At 39.9% G+C, this 19,578-nt stretch carries 18 protein-coding genes; 6 read left to right on the forward strand and 12 right to left on the reverse strand.

Going from position 1 to position 19,578, the window contains the following annotated elements:
• Nucleotides 1–291 precede the first annotated feature (291 nt).
• Nucleotides 292–846, reverse strand: a complete 555-nt coding sequence (gmhB, locus tag PE36_RS17495; protein ID WP_006033387.1) for a D-glycero-beta-D-manno-heptose 1,7-bisphosphate 7-phosphatase — start codon at nt 844–846, stop codon at nt 292–294.
• Between the two features lie 265 nt (nt 847–1,111).
• Between gmhB and metN the strand changes: the two genes are divergently transcribed.
• The 6 genes from metN (at nt 1,112) to PE36_RS17525 (ending at nt 6,493) form a co-directional block, all read left to right on the forward strand.
• Complete coding sequence (metN, locus tag PE36_RS17500) at nt 1,112–2,146, forward strand: methionine ABC transporter ATP-binding protein MetN (protein ID WP_006033388.1); 1,035 nt, start codon at nt 1,112–1,114, stop codon at nt 2,144–2,146.
• Complete coding sequence (locus PE36_RS17505) at nt 2,136–2,792, forward strand: methionine ABC transporter permease (protein ID WP_006033389.1); 657 nt, start codon at nt 2,136–2,138, stop codon at nt 2,790–2,792. The genes metN and PE36_RS17505 overlap by 11 nt, the downstream gene beginning before the upstream one ends.
• 31 nt (nt 2,793–2,823) lie before the next feature.
• Nucleotides 2,824–3,630 carry a methionine ABC transporter substrate-binding lipoprotein MetQ gene (gene metQ / locus PE36_RS17510; RefSeq protein ID WP_006033390.1) on the forward strand — a complete coding sequence of 269 codons (807 nt, stop codon included), beginning with the start codon at nt 2,824–2,826 and terminating at the stop codon, nt 3,628–3,630.
• A gap of 149 nt (nt 3,631–3,779) precedes the next feature.
• On the forward strand, nt 3,780–4,766 hold the full coding sequence (locus PE36_RS17515) for a hypothetical protein (RefSeq protein ID WP_043994706.1): 987 nt from the start codon (nt 3,780–3,782) through the stop codon (nt 4,764–4,766).
• 152 nt (nt 4,767–4,918) lie between these two features.
• Nucleotides 4,919–5,467 (forward strand): YtfJ family protein, encoded by a 549-nt coding sequence (locus tag PE36_RS17520; RefSeq protein ID WP_006033392.1) that lies wholly within the window; start codon nt 4,919–4,921, stop codon nt 5,465–5,467.
• Nucleotides 5,468–5,665: 198 nt separating this feature from the next.
• Entirely contained in the window at nt 5,666–6,493 is an 828-nt protein-coding gene (locus PE36_RS17525) for a TIGR03899 family protein (RefSeq protein WP_006033393.1), read from the forward strand.
• A gap of 2 nt (nt 6,494–6,495) precedes the next feature.
• On the opposite strand, the gene cysQ is transcribed toward PE36_RS17525, so the two are convergent.
• The 11 genes from cysQ to nqrF all read right to left on the reverse strand — a co-directional run bounded on the left by cysQ (nt 6,496) and on the right by nqrF (nt 19,543).
• A complete protein-coding gene (gene cysQ, locus PE36_RS17530) occupies nt 6,496–7,272 on the reverse strand; it encodes a 3'(2'),5'-bisphosphate nucleotidase CysQ (protein WP_006033394.1) in 777 nt (258 codons plus the stop codon).
• Between the two features lie 73 nt (nt 7,273–7,345).
• Nucleotides 7,346–7,981 (reverse strand): adenylyl-sulfate kinase, encoded by a 636-nt coding sequence (gene cysC, locus PE36_RS17535; protein ID WP_006033395.1) that lies wholly within the window; start codon nt 7,979–7,981, stop codon nt 7,346–7,348.
• 7 nt (nt 7,982–7,988) lie between these two features.
• Nucleotides 7,989–9,719: an SLC13 family permease gene (locus PE36_RS17540; protein WP_006033396.1), complete on the reverse strand. Its 1,731-nt coding sequence runs from the start codon at nt 9,717–9,719 to the stop codon at nt 7,989–7,991.
• A gap of 9 nt (nt 9,720–9,728) precedes the next feature.
• A complete protein-coding gene (gene cysN / locus PE36_RS17545) occupies nt 9,729–11,150 on the reverse strand; it encodes a sulfate adenylyltransferase subunit CysN (RefSeq protein ID WP_006033397.1) in 1,422 nt (473 codons plus the stop codon).
• 15 nt (nt 11,151–11,165) lie between these two features.
• Nucleotides 11,166–12,074: a sulfate adenylyltransferase subunit CysD gene (gene cysD / locus PE36_RS17550; protein ID WP_006033398.1), complete on the reverse strand. Its 909-nt coding sequence runs from the start codon at nt 12,072–12,074 to the stop codon at nt 11,166–11,168.
• 175 nt (nt 12,075–12,249) lie between these two features.
• The gene (gene dinB / locus PE36_RS17555) at nt 12,250–13,302 is read right to left on the reverse strand and encodes a DNA polymerase IV (protein ID WP_006033399.1); all 1,053 of its coding nucleotides are present in this window, start codon (nt 13,300–13,302) and stop codon (nt 12,250–12,252) included.
• Between the two features lie 213 nt (nt 13,303–13,515).
• Nucleotides 13,516–14,163, reverse strand: a complete 648-nt coding sequence (gene ompW, locus PE36_RS17560; RefSeq protein ID WP_043994710.1) for an outer membrane protein OmpW — start codon at nt 14,161–14,163, stop codon at nt 13,516–13,518.
• A 400-nt stretch (nt 14,164–14,563) separates the two neighbouring features.
• Nucleotides 14,564–16,786 carry a M4 family metallopeptidase gene (locus PE36_RS17565; RefSeq protein WP_157517810.1) on the reverse strand — a complete coding sequence of 741 codons (2,223 nt, stop codon included), beginning with the start codon at nt 16,784–16,786 and terminating at the stop codon, nt 14,564–14,566.
• A 268-nt stretch (nt 16,787–17,054) separates the two neighbouring features.
• Nucleotides 17,055–17,279, reverse strand: a complete 225-nt coding sequence (gene nqrM / locus PE36_RS17570) for a (Na+)-NQR maturation NqrM (RefSeq protein ID WP_006033402.1) — start codon at nt 17,277–17,279, stop codon at nt 17,055–17,057.
• 8 nt (nt 17,280–17,287) lie between these two features.
• On the reverse strand, nt 17,288–18,277 hold the full coding sequence (locus PE36_RS17575; RefSeq protein ID WP_006033403.1) for an FAD:protein FMN transferase: 990 nt from the start codon (nt 18,275–18,277) through the stop codon (nt 17,288–17,290).
• A 45-nt stretch (nt 18,278–18,322) separates the two neighbouring features.
• On the reverse strand, nt 18,323–19,543 hold the full coding sequence (nqrF, locus tag PE36_RS17580) for an NADH:ubiquinone reductase (Na(+)-transporting) subunit F (protein ID WP_006033404.1): 1,221 nt from the start codon (nt 19,541–19,543) through the stop codon (nt 18,323–18,325).
• Nucleotides 19,544–19,578: the final 35 nt, after the last annotated feature.

The following is a 19,578-nucleotide window of genomic DNA, read 5'->3' on the forward strand; positions in this document are numbered from 1 at the left end:
TAAGCAATTAAGTCGGCTCAATGAATTCTGTACTTCAACAACAAACCGAAGTTTGTTGTTTATAAAACCAAATCTTTCGATTTAATTTAATGTTCACAATTACATTGATATAATATTTGGTCATTATATCTCTGCAAGTGCTCACACAGATTGCTTGAATAAATTGTTAAAGAGCATACTGAGCGGCTGTTGCCGTGTCAGTGGGAGCGATTATAGAGATCTGGGTTACATTGGCAAGTTCTTTTATTAAATTAAACGCAATCGCTCAAATAGTAATCAACCCGTGCTAATTTAGCCGTTAACTATCGCTTTAGCCACAGATAATAGGTCTGTAAATACGCCATCTGCTGCTTCAGCACCTCTTTCACACAGGACTTTGCCAGTCGACACTAAGTAATTAGCTTTAAGCTTTGATTTCAGCCCTGCCTGAATGTCAGATAATTTGTCACCGACTAAATACGAGTTAGCAAAATCAATATCAAGCTCTTTACCTGCACTATCTAACATCCCTGTGTTTGGCTTACGGCATAAACAATCTTGCTTATAATCACCAATGCCTTTTTCGGGATGATGAGGACAATAATAAATACCATCCAGATCGACACCACGATCAGCAAGTGACCAATCCATCCACTCTGTTAGTGCCATAAATTCATCTTCAGTATAATAACCTCGTGCGATACCAGATTGATTTGTTATTACAACTAATAGATAACCATGCGCCTTCAGTAGTTGCATTGCTTCAATGCTGCCATCAATGAATTCAAAATCATCAATTTGTGAAACATAACCCTTATCTTTATTAATCACACCATCACGGTCTAAGAATACAGCTGCAGTTGCCACTATTTATTACCTTTATTATCGATCATTCTAATTACACATTATTTCACGTCATAAAAATTACGCAATCCATACCTTCTACATGCAAACCTAAGAAACTTAAACTACCTCAATAGGAATAAAACACCGTACGGCCGTCTAGATGTAAAAAAGGCCATTGACTTTGAGCAACTTAATAACTAGCATATGTATCCAGTTGTTACTCATAAATGAAGAATTAATATCTAATCTTATATATCGATTCTTATTTTTCGTTTTAGGCGTTGAAATGATCAAATTAGCAAATATCAATAAAATATTTGAAACTACAGACAAGCCTGTTTATGCCTTGAAAGACGTGAGTTTAAGCGTCAATAAAGGCGAAATATTCGGTGTAATTGGTTCATCAGGTGCAGGTAAAAGTACATTAATACGTTGTGTTAATTTACTTGAAATACCGACATCAGGTTCAATTCAGCTGGATGGCGTTGAACTAACAAAATTAAATAAGACAGAGCTATGTGCTGCACGACGTCAGATCGGCATGATATTTCAACACTTCAATTTATTATCATCACGTACCGTGTTTAATAACGTGGCATTACCACTTGAATTAGCTGGTGTGGATAAAGCGGAAATAAAAAACAAGATCGCACCGCTACTCGAACTCGTTGGTTTAGAAACAAAACATAACGCCTACCCTTCTGAGTTAAGTGGCGGCCAAAAACAACGTGTTGCGATTGCACGCGCGTTAGCGTCAGAGCCTAAAGTTCTACTTTGTGATGAAGCTACATCAGCGCTTGATCCAACCACAACCAAATCAATTTTAGCGCTATTAAAAGATATTAATGCACGACTAGGCCTAACTATTCTGCTTATTACTCACGAAATGGAAGTGGTTAAAAATATCTGCCATAAAGTTGCGATCATTGATAAAGGTGAATTGATTGAACAAAACACCGTCGCGAAGTTCTTCGCGAATCCACAAACGGAATTAGCGCAGCTCTTTATAGAAGCAACGATAAACTTAGAAATTCCGGATGAGTATAAACAACGCTTGTCATTAAATAGAAAAGCAAACTCAATGCCATTAGTGCGTTTAGGCTTTACAGGTGATAGCGTTGATACAGCGGTAATTTCAGAAGTAAGTAGAACATTAAACGTCGATGTAAATATTTTAAGTGCCGACATTGAATTCGCTGGCGGTATCAAATTTGGCTATATGCTAGCTGAACTGATAGGCGATAAAGAAAATACTATCGCAGCAAAGGCTTTTTTCCAACAACACGCAGTTAATGTAGAGGTTATCGGTTATGTCGACTGAGCAAATGATTAATTTATTTTTTAACGCAACCCTCGAAACGTTAGCCATGGTTGGTATTGCAGCTGCCATTGCATGTTTACTTGGTATGCCAACCGGGATCTTGTTACATGTAACAAAAACGAACGGTATTTTAGCAAACAAAAAATTAAATAATGCATTAAGTGTGATTGTTAATATAGGTCGTTCTGTACCTTTCATTATTCTACTTGTGGCCATTATTCCATTTACACGCTTGATTGTCGGTTCGTCAATTGGCACAGGCGCAATGATAGTGCCATTAACCGTAGCCTCAATCCCTTTCATTGCACGATTAATCGAAGGTGCATTATTAGATGTGCCAGCAGGTCTGATCGAAGCAGCACAAACAATGGGCGCTACCCCACTACAGATTATAATGAAAGTGTTAATCCCAGAGGCAATGCCAGGGATCATAAATAGCATCACAATCACGTTAGTAACACTTGTAAACTACTCTGCAATGGCAGGTACAGTCGGGGGCGGCGGTCTCGGCGATGTTGGTATTCAACATGGTTACATTGGCTTTAACCCGACTATTATTCTAATTACCGTTATCTTACTGGTGATCATCGTACAGATTATTCAATCCGTCGGTGAACGCTTAATCAGTAAAGTCGACCACAGATAATAAACTTTAACAACTCAAGGAAATAATAATCATGGAATTTTCACTAAAGAAATTAGTATCAGTTACAGCAATTGCATCAAGTGTGCTATTAAGTGCATGTAGTGGCGACAAAGACTCAACAGTATTAAAAGTGGGTGCAATGGCTGGCCCAGAAGCGGAAGTAATTGAAATTGCAAAAAGAATTGCTAAAGAGAAATACAACCTAGATATTGAAATTGTCACATTTACAGATTATGTAACACCAAACCGAGCACTGGAAGAAGGCAGTATTGATGTTAATGCATTCCAACATAAACCTTATCTAGATGCGCAAATCGAACAACGTGGTTATGATATTACAGCCGTAGCAAATACATTTGTTTATCCAATTGCAGCATACTCAACGTCAATCAAACACGTTGACGAACTAAAAGAAGGTAATAAAATTGCCATACCAAATGATCCAACCAACCTAGGCCGTTCATTATTACTACTTGAACAGCAAGGTATCATTGCACTTAAAGCGGGTGTTGGTATTAAAGCGACAGAATTAGATATTACTGCAAATCCATTTGGTATTGAGATTGTAAAATTAGAAGCGGCTTTATTAGCACGTAACTTACAAGACGTAACACTTGCTGTTATCAACACCACATTTGCAACAAAGATTGGTTTATCGCCAACTAAAGATGGTGTATTCGTTGAAGACAAAGAATCTCCATACGTAAACTTGATTGTTGCACGTAATGACAACAAAGATTCTGAACAAGTAAAACAGTTCATCGCTGCATTCCAAACTCAAGAAGTGTATGACGAAGCAAATAAACTGTTCAACAATGCCATTGTAAAAGGCTGGTAATCAGTTACTTACTCGCAAATAAGTTCGCGTAATAGTTAACATAATGATGATAAGGTGTGGTTGCTAACAAAAATTATTCTGTATTTTTTTTGATATCAATCACATTTTCTACCAAGCTTAATGAATCGCTATCATCAGAGATTCATTAAATGGCCCACTCTTTTTTTAACAAAGCATCTTTGTGGCCTTCTTTAACCACAAGCATAATGATTTTTCTGTCTGTACCTGTAATGGCCTCTCTTTCTGGTGACACCGATGAGCGCAACAAACTATCCTCTGCCAAGCAAATAAGCTTACCTAATAGCGAAGTGAACTCATTTTCAATTAATTGGCAATGGACCGATCACGAAGGTAAAAACATAAATGTAAAATCATTCTTTGATACCGATGTCGTCGAAACCTCGTTACAAGACAGCTATAAGCTTTCGTTTTCATTAAGCCATCCTATCAAAGCAATTCATACCTACTTAACTCCCCGACTTGAATTTGCGATTGAACGTATTAATTTTTATACTCCAGATGATCAAGATAAAATAACAGACATAAGATACGCATTCACAAATAAAAACGAGAGTAATGCATCACAGTTGTTTTGGCAGGCGTATAACCAATATCAAAATGATGCCTTTTATCATCTCAAAATAACCCCTTGTGTACATCCAAATAACAAAGAGTTACCTTGTGTGAGGCCTAATTACTCTCAACTATTTTATGAATATAGAGCATATCTAAAAGATATCGCGACACAGTTAGCTAAACAGCAATCATTCAGTACAGCTGTAAACAATGCACGACATTGGGTCTACGCTATCCCAGATAGAGAGGAACATGACAACAGTTTCTTCTCGCCGATTAGCGTATTAAAAACCAATGAAGCAGACAGTGATGAAAAAGCGCTGCTATTAGCGACATTAATTAGTCAGCTCGCACCTGAGTATGAGCTGTTCATGCTTTATCCATCAACCAGTATCGGCAGTGTCTCTCCTGTATGGCTAACTATTGATAGTAAAAGTGGCGTAGAAGGCCAAAAAATCATGATCAATCAAAATCAATATACGGTGATATCAGGATCAAAAATAAAGTTAGATAAAATGCTTTCTTCAAACACAAAATTGATTAGTGAATCATTATATTGACCACATAATTACGTTTTACTGCCACATTTCCCTGGTAAATAGAATAAGATGTGAAAATCATATAATTCGATACTGCTCATTACTCAAATCCAGCACAACTATCGAATTGAAACGGTTTAATACCCATTTTCATATTTAAAAGGATACTAATAATGAAAAAAATTCTGACGGTTATCGCCCTCTCACTCACTTCTTTTGTCGCTTTAAGTCATAGCCTAACAGTAGGTGAAAATTTACCCCAAGTAACAATTACAGACAAAGGTTATGTTGATTTAGTGGAAGGTGATTTCGAATACCGCCAGTGGACTTCAGCTGAATTACAAAATAAAGTTATTTTAATTCAACACATAGCAGGGCGGACATCCGCAAAAGAACTCAATGACCCTATGATTGACGCTGTTATTGCCGCCGATTTTCCGTTTGAAAAATATAATACCGCGACATTAGTCAATTTAGATGAATCTATCTGGGGGACAGGCGCGATCGTGGCTAGTCAGGTGAAAAGTAACAAGGAAGAGTTTCCTGATGCTATTTTTGTACTCGATAGTGAAGGTGCTATGCGTAAAACCTGGGCATTAACCGAAAAAAGCTCAGCGATCATTTTATTAGACCAGGCAGGTAAGATCTTATATGTCAAAGATGGTGAAATGAACCCAACAGAAATCGATACCGTTATCGGAATTATCAACGCGAATATATAAACGTTACCATTGAGGGTTGGACGAGTCGACGCCGATTTATTATTACAACGCTCGTCCAAATAATTTATTTGTATAAACCATCATAAAAATATTTCTCACTATCCATCAATTTTAAACACCAAAACAATACTTTTATTGCCATATCAGGTATAAATAAAGCTTATATTCACTCCCTCTTAATACGCCGTTAGGTTTACTATGTCCGTTACTGATACTGATACCAATATAAATAAAATTGAATCGAATATTTTAAACAGTATTCAACAACTACGTCAAGTTGCCAAAGATAGAGGCATCGATGGCATGCTAACGGTAAATAAGCATACGACATTTGAACACAGGGCAATTCAGCGTGTTAATCAAGAGCAGATCAAACAGCAGAAAAACTTAGAAAGTATTGTCATGCGAGCCAATAATTTTTGTGATGACGTGACTAGTGAAAATATTGATCCCGATTGGCTCAGTGCTTTCATGTCGATGGCAAAAGATATTTCAGGCCCACATATGCAAACATTATGGGGTCATATTTTTGCATTGGAATTAAGCCATTCCGGTAGCTTCTCGGTTAAATCATTACGCACACTCAACCAAATGACCCAACGTGAAGCGCAAATGTTTCAAGCAGCTTGTAATTTAAGTTCTCAAATCGGTTACGACACTAACCGTAAGATTGTCCTGAACTGCCAAAATAACAATAAAAGTTTCTTATTGTTTAACAAGCCGCAATTTAAGTCGATTAATTTAGGTCGACACAAACTACCTTACAATAGCTTTTTAACCTTGTCGGAGTTGGGATTAATTCATCATAATGAATTAGAAATGGTGAATCTTCCTTTAGATAAAGACTTACCAATAAGCTACGGGGAAGAAAAGTTAACAATGAAAGTCAAAAACCGTTCATCACGCATGAAGTATTATCGCTTTACTAATATTGGTGATGAACTGGCTAAGCTCATCCCGCATGAGAATAACCCGGAATATTTTTCTGAGCTAACCAGCCATTTACATAATGCATTTAATTTTTAAGTTTATTTAGCTACAACAAAGAACGGATTTAGCACTGACTCTTGGTGGTTATACAATAACGGTGAACCATCAAGCTGTACTACTTTGGCTCCTGCAGCACAAGCAACCGCATGTCCAGCGCCGGTATCCCACCAACAAGTTGGGCCTAATCGTGGATAACAATGTGCACTCCCTTCGGCAATCAAACAAAACTTCAATGAACTACCAACCGGAATAATATCTGTTTCTTTATAACGAGCTAAATACAATGCCATTTCAGGACTGGCATGAGAACGGGAACCGACCACTTTAACGACGTCATCATTAGGAATGGGTAGTGCAGCTAACTTAACGGTTTCACCGCCATGCAATAAAAAAGCACCATCAGAATTAGTATAATAAAGCTTATCTAATACTGGTGCATAGACAACACCTAATATTGGTTGTTGGTTGTGGATCAAGGCGATATTAACGGTAAATTCACCATTACGTTTAATAAACTCTTTAGTGCCATCTAAGGGGTCAACAAGCCAAAATGTTTGCCATTGCTTTCTTTCGTCCCAAGGGATGCTTGCACCTTCTTCAGACAAAATGGGAATATCAGGGGTAATAGTACGTAAACTGGCAACAATGATGTCATTAGCTGCAATATCAGCTTCTGTCACTGGTGAGTTATCATCTTTGGTATCAACCTTAAAATCGCGCTGATAAATCGTTAATATCTCTTGTCCTGCTGCAACAGCGATATCATTAACTTGACTGACTAAATGATCGATTGAACTCTCTATTGAACTATCCATTTATTCGCTACGACTCCCTTACTTACAAACGATTTTTATGACAAAGTTACTTAATATTAATCTTAGAAAACGGTTACTTAATATGACCTTGCTGTGAAAGATAAGTCATGATCTGTTGAACTGAGCTTGAAACTGGGTTATTGCCATTATCTAGATACAATTCAGGTTTAGTTGGCGCTTCATAAACAGAATCAATACCGGTAAAATTCTTGATCTCACCTGCTCGCGCTTTCTTATAAAGCCCCTTAGGATCACGCTGCTCACAAATCGCAAGATCGGCATCAACATGTATTTCGATAAACTCACTGTCACCCAATAATGCACGAACGAGTTCACGCTCTTGACGGTGTGGAGAAATAAAGGCTGTTAATACAATAACACCCGCATCAACCATTAACTTTGCCACTTCTCCCACTCTGCGAATATTTTCTTTACGATCATCATCGCTAAAGCCCAGATCACCACATAAACCAAAACGCACATTATCGCCGTCTAACAAATAGGTATGATAACCCGCTTTGTGTAATTCATTCTCTAATGCACCCGCCACTGTCGATTTACCCGAGCCACTTAAGCCAGTAAACCATAACACGCAAGGTTGCTGTTGTTTGTTCGCAGCTCTTGCGGCTTTATCTACAGTATGCTTATGCCACACGATATTTTCAGTTGCTGTTGTATCAGCATTGCTTTCATTGATAATTGTTGTCATTACATGCTCACAGATAAAATGGGAATACATATGGGATCATTACTAATACCACAGAGGAATAAGCAATCGATGTCGGGACACCGAGTTTAAGGTAGTCTGATAGCGCGTAATTTCCTGCACTATAAACCATTAGATTGGTTTGATAACCGTAAGGCGAAATAAAGCTGGCACTGGCGCCAAAGATAACGGCCATAATGAAAGGTAATTCACTCACCCCATAACTTTGGGCCAAACTAAATGCAATAGGGAATGCCAAGGCGGCTGCGGCATTATTGGTGATTAATTCACTTAATAATAATGTCGCAAAATAAGTCGCAATAAATGCGGCTAATACCCCCCAACCATTAAAAGCCTGTATTAAAGAGTCCGCTAATAAATCTGAAACACCACTGGTTTGTAGCATATTAGATAACGCGAGTGCACTGCCAACCACAATCCAAAGATCAATGGGTAAACGTCTGCGGATCTCTTGCAGGGATAAAGTACCGCTCATGCACAGCAGCAATACGAATATAACTAAACCTTTTAATAACGGTAATGTGCCCGTTAGTGCCAACGCAATCGTGCCAACAAATCCCGCTAATACGCCAATACTACGTTTATCACTTAACCGTGTGGCAACATCTAAACCACTGATCACGACAAAATCACGACTCAGATCTTTACTGTTTTTAAACTCGGCACCGGGGGCTAATAATAAGGTATCACCTGCACGTAATCGCACATTCCCTAAGCCTCCGCGTAACGGACTATGCCCTCGGCGGATAGCTACTACCACAGAATCAAAATGCTCTCTAAATTTACTTTCTTTTAAGGTTAAGCCGTTTAATTTGGAGGAATGACTGACGATCACTTCAACGAGATGCTGGCCATTAAGTTCACCTTGGCCAAACAGTTTCAATCCTTTAATATCTTGCAGTACACCGACCGAGTCAACATCGCCACAGAAGAGCAGTTGATCATTCGCTTGCAATACTTCGTCTGGACAGACGGGACAAATAACATCGCCCTCTCGCTGTATTTCGGCAAGATATAATTGTTTTAACGCACGTAAATTATTTTCAGCAATGGTTCTGCCAACCAAGTCTGAATTAGGTTTTACATGTGCTTCTAAAAAATAGACTAATTCTTCACTCTCATCTTGGGTATGATCGGGTAATCGATGGCTCATGGTAATAAGTACGATCATGCCAGCAACAAAACCAGCTAAACCGACAATAGAAAATTCAAAAAAACCTAATGAGGGAAGCCCAGCATCAACCACAAAACTATTCACAATCAGATTGGTCGATGTGCCAATTAGCGTCAGCGTGCCACCAAAGATCGCAGCATAAGAAAGTGGAATAAGTAATTTAGTGGGCGCATGGGTATTGTTACGTTTCACTGCACCAATGAGTGATGCAACAACAGCGGTATTATTGGTAAAAGAAGAGAGTAACGCGGTAGAAATACCGAGTTTAGCAACCACCACAGTAAAACGTCCCGTGGATAACTGCCGCCCTATCCAGCTAATTAGACGCGTTTTTTCAATGGTAATCGAAATAAGCAATAATAAAATTAATGTGATAAGAGAAGGATTGGTAAATCCAGCCATGACTTGTGGCATTTCAATAACGCCAGACAAGTAAGCTAAAATAACCATCCCACCAAATAAACTCGATGGTCGAAACTTACCTGAGATAAGCAAACCAATGAAGATCACGAGTGAGACTAAAATGCTTCCCTGTATCACATTCATAACAACATCCTACAGCTTGCTAATATCGATAGCTTGCCATTGCGGGAAGTGCTTACGCACTAATGCATTCAACTCAACTTCAAAGTCACTAAACTCATGCGAGTTAGTACTCACTGTTGCATCGAGTACTTGCTCTATCATACCGGCACCAACAGTTACATTGGTTAAACGGTCAATAACAATAAAGCTACCGGTGTCAGACACATCTTTATAAATATCAGCAGGTACCAATTCAGTCAGCGTTAACTCACATAAACCGATTTCATTGAGTGCTAATGTGCTTGCCGCAGACTCAGCCATGGTATTCACATCGATCTTATGATGGATAAAATTAAACTGACCCGTGGTTTTTTTACTCGCCAGTTTAATGTCATATTGACGGCCGGTTTGTAATGCTTGATCTGACATCCATACCACATTCGCCAATAACGAATCTGATAATTTAGGTTGATCAATAACAGCAACAAGAATATCACCACGACTCACATCAATTTCGTCAGTAAGCGTTAAGGTAATCGCTTGATCTTGATGTGCAGAAGCGAGATCACCATCAAAGGTAACAATCGATTTTACCGTACTTGATTTACCCGATGGTAAAACAACCACTTCATCACCGACACTGATTTGGCCAGCAGAGATCGTACCGGCAAAACCACGGAAGTCGAGATTAGGACGATTCACATATTGCACAGGTAAACGGAATGGTTTATCAAGTGTTTCATCGGATGTATCTGCCGCTTCTAAACATTCTAATAATGTACGACCTTTAAACCAAGGTGTGTGCGTAGAACGATCAACAACGTTATCCCCTAATAATGCCGATAACGGGGTAAATTCGATGGTGATGTCATTTAACTTTTCGCTAAACCCTAAGTATTCCTCTTTGATCTCTTCAAAACGCTGCTCAGAGAAATCAACCAGGTCCATTTTATTCACCGCTACAACAAAATGTTTAATACCCAGTAATGACGCGATATACGAGTGACGTTTAGTTTGTGTTAACACCCCTTTACGCGCATCAATTAAGATCACCGCAAGATCACACGTTGAAGCACCGGTTGCCATATTACGGGTGTATTCTTCATGTCCCGGTGTATCAGCAATAATAAACTTACGTGTAGAGGTCGAGAAATAACGGTATGCCACATCAATGGTAATCCCCTGTTCACGCTCTGCAGCAAGACCATCAACTAATAAGGCTAAATCGATCGCTTCACCTGTAGTACCTGACTTTTGGCTATCAACATGCAATGCTGCTAATTGATCTTCATAGATCTGGTGTGAATCATGTAATAAACGACCGATCAGACTACTTTTACCATCATCAACACTACCACAGGTTAAAAATCGCAATAAGCTCTTATGTTGCTGTTGTTGTAAGTAGGTTTCGATATCTGTTTGTGCTAATTCATTTGCTATTTGAGTGTTCATTTGCCCTGCTCCTACCTAGAAATAACCTTGACGTTTCTTCTGTTCCATTGAAGAAGAAGAATCATGGTCAATCATACGTCCTTGTCGTTCACTGCTCGTCGCCAGTAACATCTCTTCAATAATTTCAGGCAATGTTGTCGCTTCAGACTCCACAGCACCTGTTAATGGGTAACAGCCGAGGGTTCTAAAACGCACCATTTTTTCTTCTATTTTCTCGCCTTCTTTTAACTTCATACGATCATCATCAACCATGATCAGCGCACCGTCACGCTCTACAACAGGACGTTTAGCTGCAAGGTAAAGTGGCACAATTTCAATTTGTTCTTGGTAGATATATTGCCAAATATCCAGTTCAGTCCAGTTTGATAATGGGAACACACGAATGCTTTCACCTTTATTAACTTGGCCGTTATAAGTACGCCATAATTCAGGTCGTTGGTTTTTTGGATCCCAGCGATGATGCTTATCACGGAATGAATACACACGCTCTTTGGCACGCGATTTTTCTTCATCACGTCGTGCGCCACCAAATGCCGCATCAAAACCGTATTTGTCTAACGCTTGCTTCAGACCTTGGGTTTTCATAATATCGGTATGTTTCGAACTGCCGTGATCAAACGGGCTACAGCCCATCGCGATCCCTTCAGGGTTTTGGTGTACTAACAGATCAAAACCGTATTTATCAACGGCCTTATCACGAAACTCAATCATTTCGCGAAACTTCCAGTTAGTATCAACATGTAATAATGGAAACGGGATCTTACCTGGGTAAAAAGCCTTACGAGCCAGGTGTAGCATCACTGACGAGTCTTTACCGATTGAATACATCATTACCGGATTATCAAACTCTGCCGCAACTTCCCTGATTATGTGGATACTTTCAGCTTCCAGCTGTTTAAGGTGGGTCAACCTCTGTTGATTCATCTTCTACTCCATCAGACCAAATTGGATAATTTCATATTGTATGGATCAATATAGCCCCTTTACTTATAACCGCCAAAGAACATAAACTGATTCTTAATAACTTTTAGGAATATAGAGAAATAACAGAACGATTATAGAAAGCTAAAGATAATTATTGAATGGAATAAATGTAATGCTAAAACAGCAGGTTATATTGTTCACTGTCATTATCACCCGCAAGGCCGACATATAAACCGATTAAACGAATACCACGTTGTTCTTGCTTTGTCATCGCTTGTACATATAAGTCAGTAAAGAGGTGCTCGTCGAGAGTGGTAATGCTTTGCTCTGCACTGGTAAGGGTAAAATCATTAAATTTGAGCTTTACACCTTGCTTGGTGATCCGCATATCAGGGGAAGCTTTTTGCAGACGTTGCAGCAAGGTTTGGTATAAGTTAGGAAATAACGCCATGCATTGCTCTAACGTAACAATGTCTTCAGGTAAGGTTATTTCAACACCCACGGATTTACGGTGACGTTCATTGCAAACTGGGCGATTATCAATACCCTGACAGCGCTCCAATAAACTGTGCCCGAGCTTGCCAAAACTCTCAATAATATCTTCAGCAGGGAATTTAAGCACATCAGCACAAGTATACAAACCGACACGATTGAGCTTTTGCCAAGTCACTTTCCCCACCCCTGGGATCTTATTAAGTGGTAAATCAGCAACAAAGGCTTTTACTTGCGATGGCGTGATCACAAACAAACCATTAGGCTTATTAATGTCGGATGCTACCTTAGCTAAAAACTTGACTGGAGCAACACCCGCAGACGCAGTGAGTGCCAACTCAGATTCAATGCATTTACGAATATCTTCGGCAATTAACGTGGCGCTACCAGAAAATAATTCACAATCAGTGACATCTAAATAAGCTTCATCTAACGATAGCGGTTCGATCAAATCGGTATAACGAGAAAATATTTCATGGATCTGGGCCGAGACGTCTTTATATACCTGCATACGTGACGGGACTAATGTTAAATCCGGGCAGAGTTGCATTGCTTTGTAAGAAGACATGGCAGAACGTACCCCATATTGACGGGCTATATAGTTACACGTCGCTATCACACCGCGGCGATCACTCATGCCTCCAATGGCAATAGGAATATTTTTATAAGCGGGATTATCACGTACTTCGACATTTGCGAAGTAAGCGTCCATATCGATATGAATAATTTTTTTCATAAGCTTAACGAGTCATCACCAACTAAGTAGCACTGTATAAAAGACCAGTTAATTATAAGTAAAAATAAAGCCGAGGACAAATCATAAATAGTAATGAGGAAAAATTAAAGTGGCTTGATAGGCTGTTATAAGAATGGGATAGAGTAAAATTAATAACAAACAAGGTGCAGATGCACCTTGTTATCTTTAGCTAATAGAAACTGTAAAAGCTAATTAAAATACATAACCTATACTAACCATGTACACTAATGGATCGATGTCTGTTTTGATTTTATAGCTATCAGCACCAACATCAAATGTTACATCAGTACTAATATCTGCATACATTACCGATGCATTCACCAACCACTTATCATTGATCATATAATCAATACCAAGCTGCGCCGCTAAACCAACCGAATTACTCATATCTAAGTTACTTAAGCCCGCACCAGTACCTGTTTCATTAAACTTAGTATCATAAAAAATAGTAAAGTTAATACCAGCACCGACATAAGGACGTAATTTAGAGTCCGCATTACCAAAATAATACTGTGCCAATAGCGTTGGTGGTAGCTGATGTACCTCAGCAATCACACCAGTCGCTTCAAGCGCTACTTCATGGGTGAATGGCGTTGCTGCAACTAGCTCAATACCAATATTGTCGGTTGCCATATAGGTAAAATTCAGACCAAGTTGAGTATTATCACTCACTTGGAATTCACCTAAACCTAATACATCATCACTAGACTCATTTGGCGCAACCATAAGGGCACCCGCACGAACAATAATATCCCCTTGTTGATGAGCGAAGGCAGGGGCTGCAAGCGTTGCAGATAATAAAGACGCGGTGATTAATCCTGATAAGGTTTTCTTGTTCATGTAGTGCTCCATCAATACGGGTATGTTTTTCATTTCAAATACAGTTTGATTACACCTGATGTTCTTTTGCATCATTTGGTAACAAACGGTTAACTTACGCGTACTTTGCCACAGAAATAAAATATCAGATTGATCCATATCAAAGACAACAAAAATACTCACTAATGAGTACGTCATTTATATTAAACCAGAGGATTGATGTACTAAGGGATGATAAATAAGCAGGTAGAGAGTGCACGTTTAAAGGTAGGTAGGAAAGAATGTGCAGAAAACAAAGCTATAAAGTGCACGCTGCACTTTATAGCTAAATAGTAGGCATAAACGAGAGGATACAATTTCGTTTAACATCTTTTGTTTAGTTTATTTCCCATTATGTATTAATAGACACTAGAGACCAATTCTACGGTGTCACATTGGAGCAGCTCTGACTCGTTTGCCCAACATCACAAAGTTGATAAGAGTTATAACTACTTCCATCGTTATCCTTATAAGCCCCATCGTTTTGAGTTTCAGTTAAAAGGCTATAATTATCTTGGTCTCTATCTTTACGATAAATATTTACCATCTCTGTTATTGCACCTGTCCAGTTCAACGATACGAATTTTTTATTACGGCCGCCCTTTTCAGTGGCAGTCAATGTTATATCGCTGGTTGGTAATGGAGGAGTCTCACCATTTGTATCCGGGGAATAATTCGCCGTGAGCTTGACAGAGGGGAAGCTACTGTAAGCATAAACAGCAATATATAGTGAACTCTCTATTGTCGGGATGTTTGAGCTCGTCATTAAACAGCTTTCATCACTACTTGGTGTATACGAGCCACAATCAAATACCCCATCAGGGATTGATGGGTCAACCAAGGGGGATCTGCCAAAATTAATATACAGGTCGGCATCACCAGGATTGGTTTTTTTACCTTTTGCAGTATTGCGCAGCACTACATCTAGATCTGTCGCTTCAGCGCCTACCTCAAGTACCCAACAACGCCATTCGCCAGCAACGCCACTGAAATTGTCCGTCGAGGATCCATTAACTAAAGATGACGTGGCAGTATTGCTATTATCACACACAGGGCCTGGGGGTGGTTTTGGTATGCCGACTTGTTGGAATGCTGCTGTGATATCAGCTTGGTCGTAGCCCAGACCACTGGCGGCTGCCAACAAACCATCATATGCCTTATCAAAGCCATCACTTGGACTCCAGTAATCTCGGTTCGCTGTCGCAAACAGTATAAATGCTTCCTTTACATCCCAACCTTCTGTATGCACCAACAGATAAAATGCGCGGTTGTATACCCCACTGGAGTAATGCACATTCATGCCATTGTAATAATCAGCGGCATGGCCGATTGATGAACCGTCCAATGTTGGATCTTGCATATAACGCAGTGCACCATCGGGATCCTTAATAATATCAGCGCCGACTTTAAAGTCTGCAGAGCCCTTCATATAAAACTCAGCAGCTTCACCGGCAATGTCAGAAAATGACTCATTGATACCACCAGACTGTCCGGAATAAATCAGTCCAGAATGTTGTTCGGTAAAACCATGACTGACCTCATGCGCCATGACATCTAAACTGACCAATGGGTAGAAGGTTGTTAATCCGTCACCAAATGTCATCGAAGAACCATTCCAGAAAGCATTTTCATAGTTGGTACTGTAATGAACGCGCAGCATCAGCGGTATCGTTAACGGAGATTCATTTAGCCACTCGTTATACATATCAAACACTACGCCACCAAAATAATGAGCATCATTGAGCGGGCTGAAAGCACCATTAATAAATTTATGCTCATTTATATAAACGCTATTCTCATTACAGGTAAATGAAAAAGCCGTTGAACCGGACTCGCTATGATTAAGATCAACGGTTTTAACATTTGGCGTGTTCATCGTACAGCTACTCGCAGCCATATCGATATCTACGTCGAGCATCTCGAATTCGTCCCCGAAGCTGTAGAGGCCAGTTTTAGCGTTACCACCTGGTCCAGTTGCCATTTGAACATGGGTTAAGCCTTCATATTCGAATAATACCGAACCGTCATGCGCATCAACCAGAAAAGTCGGGCGTGTCGGCTGGCCTCCATCACGACTATCAGCAAAAAAGCTCACAGCATAACTTAACTTAGGCTTACCCGCTGCGAGGAATATCACCAGCTCCGACGATTCATTACGGAATATAAGCGGGCTATTATTGCTTGGTCTGTTTTTAACTCGAGCTTGCATGGTATTGAGCGCGCTATTGGCACTGATATGCGGCATGGTATCAAGCTGTGAGTCGGCAAGGTTATGGATAAGGCGCCCGTTAACATATATGGCTCTGCCTGATCGATCCCGATTAATGATGATCTCTTCACCCCATATCGGTACCCCACGATACGCTTGACGATAACGCGTATGGCTGAATCCACGTTTATCAACGCGCTGCTTTGACTTGATTAGTGTGTCGTGTGGCGAGAGATTAAAGGCTTCATGGAGAGTCGCGCTGTCATTAATTATCTGCAACACCTGAGGTGACTTATTTAATGATCTAGTTAATGATGTACTGTTTGCAGCCAGAGCAGAACCACTCGATAAACTAAAAACAATGACGACAAAACTAAACAATAGATGTAAATTCACAACCACTCCCTACCAAGTCGGTTAAGACATGTGAGAGTAAAGTATAGAATAATTCGGTGGTTCTTCCAGTCCGGTTGGGTGTTGCTGAATTGCCAAGATCTCATAGCTATCGTTAAATAAGACATCGTAAACATGCTTGAAAAAATCTACTTCGATATAAGAACGGAGGAATAAATTAGTTGTCTTCGAGGGAGGTGGATCAGGAAAGATAAAGAAGAACAAGCTATAAAGTGCGTGCTGCACTTTATAGCTAGGTGCTTGGCATAAACTAGATGATACGGTGTTCGTTTAACATCTTTTGTTTAGCTTCTTCTTTTGCCATTTTAACTTTACGCTTATCACATGGATCGGGGCAATCACACGCCTTGTCCATGCCTAAGTTACTAATACCACCACAGCTACCTGTGATCGATTTCTTTTGCACGATATAGCCAATCGACATACCCGCAATAACGAGCGCAAAAATAACAAATGTTGCAGCAAAATAAGCCATATTAGCCTCTATTGTAAATAAGGTTCGAACTGTTTGGTATACACTTCATTATACCCTGAATCTGACTTCGAGATCATCAATACAGCTAACTCTTGCTGTTTGGCAAACTCAAGACCGTCTTTCTCACCCATCACCATTAACGCCGTAGCGAGTGCATCAGCAGTCATCGATGAAGTATGGATAACAGTCACAGAAACAAGCTTATGTTTAATCGGTTTACCGCTTACAGGATCAATGGTATGCGCAAAACGCTCACCATTAAGCTCGTAGTAATTGCGATAATCACCTGATGTTGCAATTGCATTGTTACCAACAGCAATTACTTCTTGCACACTTTGATCGCTTGCGGTCGGTTTCTCAATCGCAACTTGCCAATCAATACCGCGTGCATTCACACCATTAATACGCAGTTCACCGCCGACTTCAACCAGGTAATTGACAATCCCTAGTGAAGTAAAATATTCAGCGATAACATCTACGCCATAACCTTTAGCAATCGAAGACAAGTCAACGTATAAACCGTCAATGTCTTTGCTTAACGTGGTTTCTGTCGCCGCTAAATGCTGAATACCAATACGTTGCTTAACAATATCTAACTGTTGCTGTGACGGTATTTTTTCCGGTTTATTATCTGGACCAAATCCCCAAAGATTAACCAAAGGACCAACAGTAACATCCAGTGCACCATTCGTCAGTTTATTCAAACGAAGAGCCTCTAGCACGACTTTTGCAGTATCACGAGATACTTCAAAATCAGTAACCGCCACGCTTTGGTTAAAGCGCGATAACTCTGAATTAGGACGATAAGTCGACATCTGATCGTTGACTAATTCTAAACGTCTATCAATCTCAATTTGGATATCTTGCTTATCTTGTTCAGACAGTGGGAAACCCACTATTTTCATGTGATAAGTTGTACCCATAGTAGGACCAGAGAAAAGTACTTCTTCGGTACTTTTTTGCTCACTACAACCAAGAATAAAAATGGCTAGCCCCATCAGAGCTAGCCATCGATACATCGATTTTAATTGAATCAAAAAAGATTAACCAAAGTCATCTAGTAAGATGTTTTCATCTTCAACACCAAGATCTTTCAGCATGCCGATAACAGCAGCATTCATCATTGGAGGGCCACACATGTAGTACTCACAATCTTCTGGTGCTTCATGATCTGCAAGGTAATTTTCAAGGATCACGTTATGGATGAAGCCAGTGTAACCTTCCCAGTTATCTTCCGGTTGTGGATCACTTAATGCAACATGCCATTCAAAGTTTTCGTTTTCTTTAGCAAGCATATCGAAATCTTCTACATAGAACATTTCACGCTTAGAACGAGCACCATACCAGAATGAAACTTTACGATCTGTATTCAGACGGTTAAGTTGATCAAAGATGTGTGAACGCATAGGCGCCATACCAGCACCACCACCAACAAATACCATTTCATTGTCAGTTTCTCTCGCGAAGAACTCACCAAATGGACCTGAAATCGTTACTTTATCGCCAGCCTTTAAGCTAAAGATGTACGAAGACATCTTACCGGCAGGTAAAGAAAGATTACGCGGCGGTGGCGTAGCAATACGCACGTTAAGCATGATGATACCCGCTTCTTCTGGGCAGTTAGCCATAGAATAAGCACGGATCGTTTCTTCATCAACTTTAGACTCGATGTCAAAGAAGCCAAAGTGCTTCCAGTCACCACGATATTCTTCAGGAATATCATAATCTGAATATTTAACATGGTGAGCAGGCGCTTCAATTTGGATGTAACCACCGGCGCGGAAAGGAACCACTTCGCCGTTTGGAATAGCCATTTTAAGCTCTTTAATGAACGTTGCTTTGTTATCGTTAGAGATAACTTCACATTCCCATTTCTTCACACCAAAGATTTCTTCTGGTAGCTCGATGTCCATGTCAACTTTTACGCTAACTTGACATGCCAAACGCTCGCCTTCACGTGCTTCACCTTTAGAGATGTGATCAAGTTCAGTTGGTAGAATATCACCACCACCCGATTTAACTGTCACACGACACTGGCCACATGTGCCACCGCCACCACAAGCTGAAGAAACGAAAATACCGCTCGCAGATAGTGAACCAAGAAGTTTACCGCCTGCACCAGTAACCACAGATTTCTCAGGGTCACCGTTAATACTAATTGTAATATCACCTTCACTTACCAGTTTAGACTTAGCAAACAGAATTACTGTTACTAGTGCCAAAACGATAACCGTGAACATGACTACGCCGAGAATGATTTCCATCGACTTATCCTTTGCTCTTGAAACATGCTGACCGA

Origin of the sequence: Moritella sp. PE36, from assembly GCF_000170855.1 — a bacterium.
GTDB lineage: Bacteria > Pseudomonadota > Gammaproteobacteria > Enterobacterales > Moritellaceae > Moritella.

Excerpts from the sequence above, each read along its gene's own strand:
- PE36_RS17525 (WP_006033393.1), top strand. The coding sequence starts at position 5,666 with ATGTCCGTTACTGATACTGATACCAATATAAATAAAATTGAATCGAAT.
- PE36_RS17520 (WP_006033392.1), top strand. The coding sequence starts at position 4,919 with ATGAAAAAAATTCTGACGGTTATCGCCCTCTCACTCACTTCTTTTGTC.
- metN (WP_006033388.1), top strand. The coding sequence starts at position 1,112 with ATGATCAAATTAGCAAATATCAATAAAATATTTGAAACTACAGACAAG.
- PE36_RS17540 (WP_006033396.1), bottom strand. The coding sequence starts at position 9,719 with ATGAATGTGATACAGGGAAGCATTTTAGTCTCACTCGTGATCTTCATT.
- PE36_RS17515 (WP_043994706.1), top strand. The coding sequence starts at position 3,780 with ATGGCCCACTCTTTTTTTAACAAAGCATCTTTGTGGCCTTCTTTAACC.
- cysD (WP_006033398.1), bottom strand. The coding sequence starts at position 12,074 with ATGAATCAACAGAGGTTGACCCACCTTAAACAGCTGGAAGCTGAAAGT.
- metQ (WP_006033390.1), top strand. The coding sequence starts at position 2,824 with ATGGAATTTTCACTAAAGAAATTAGTATCAGTTACAGCAATTGCATCA.
- PE36_RS17505 (WP_006033389.1), top strand. The coding sequence starts at position 2,136 with ATGTCGACTGAGCAAATGATTAATTTATTTTTTAACGCAACCCTCGAA.
- nqrF (WP_006033404.1), bottom strand. The coding sequence starts at position 19,543 with ATGGAAATCATTCTCGGCGTAGTCATGTTCACGGTTATCGTTTTGGCA.
- nqrM (WP_006033402.1), bottom strand. The coding sequence starts at position 17,279 with ATGGCTTATTTTGCTGCAACATTTGTTATTTTTGCGCTCGTTATTGCG.
- cysC (WP_006033395.1), bottom strand. The coding sequence starts at position 7,981 with ATGACAACAATTATCAATGAAAGCAATGCTGATACAACAGCAACTGAA.
- dinB (WP_006033399.1), bottom strand. The coding sequence starts at position 13,302 with ATGAAAAAAATTATTCATATCGATATGGACGCTTACTTCGCAAATGTC.
- ompW (WP_043994710.1), bottom strand. The coding sequence starts at position 14,163 with ATGAACAAGAAAACCTTATCAGGATTAATCACCGCGTCTTTATTATCT.
- cysQ (WP_006033394.1), bottom strand. The coding sequence starts at position 7,272 with ATGGATAGTTCAATAGAGAGTTCAATCGATCATTTAGTCAGTCAAGTT.
- PE36_RS17575 (WP_006033403.1), bottom strand. The coding sequence starts at position 18,277 with ATGGGGCTAGCCATTTTTATTCTTGGTTGTAGTGAGCAAAAAAGTACC.
- cysN (WP_006033397.1), bottom strand. The coding sequence starts at position 11,150 with ATGAACACTCAAATAGCAAATGAATTAGCACAAACAGATATCGAAACC.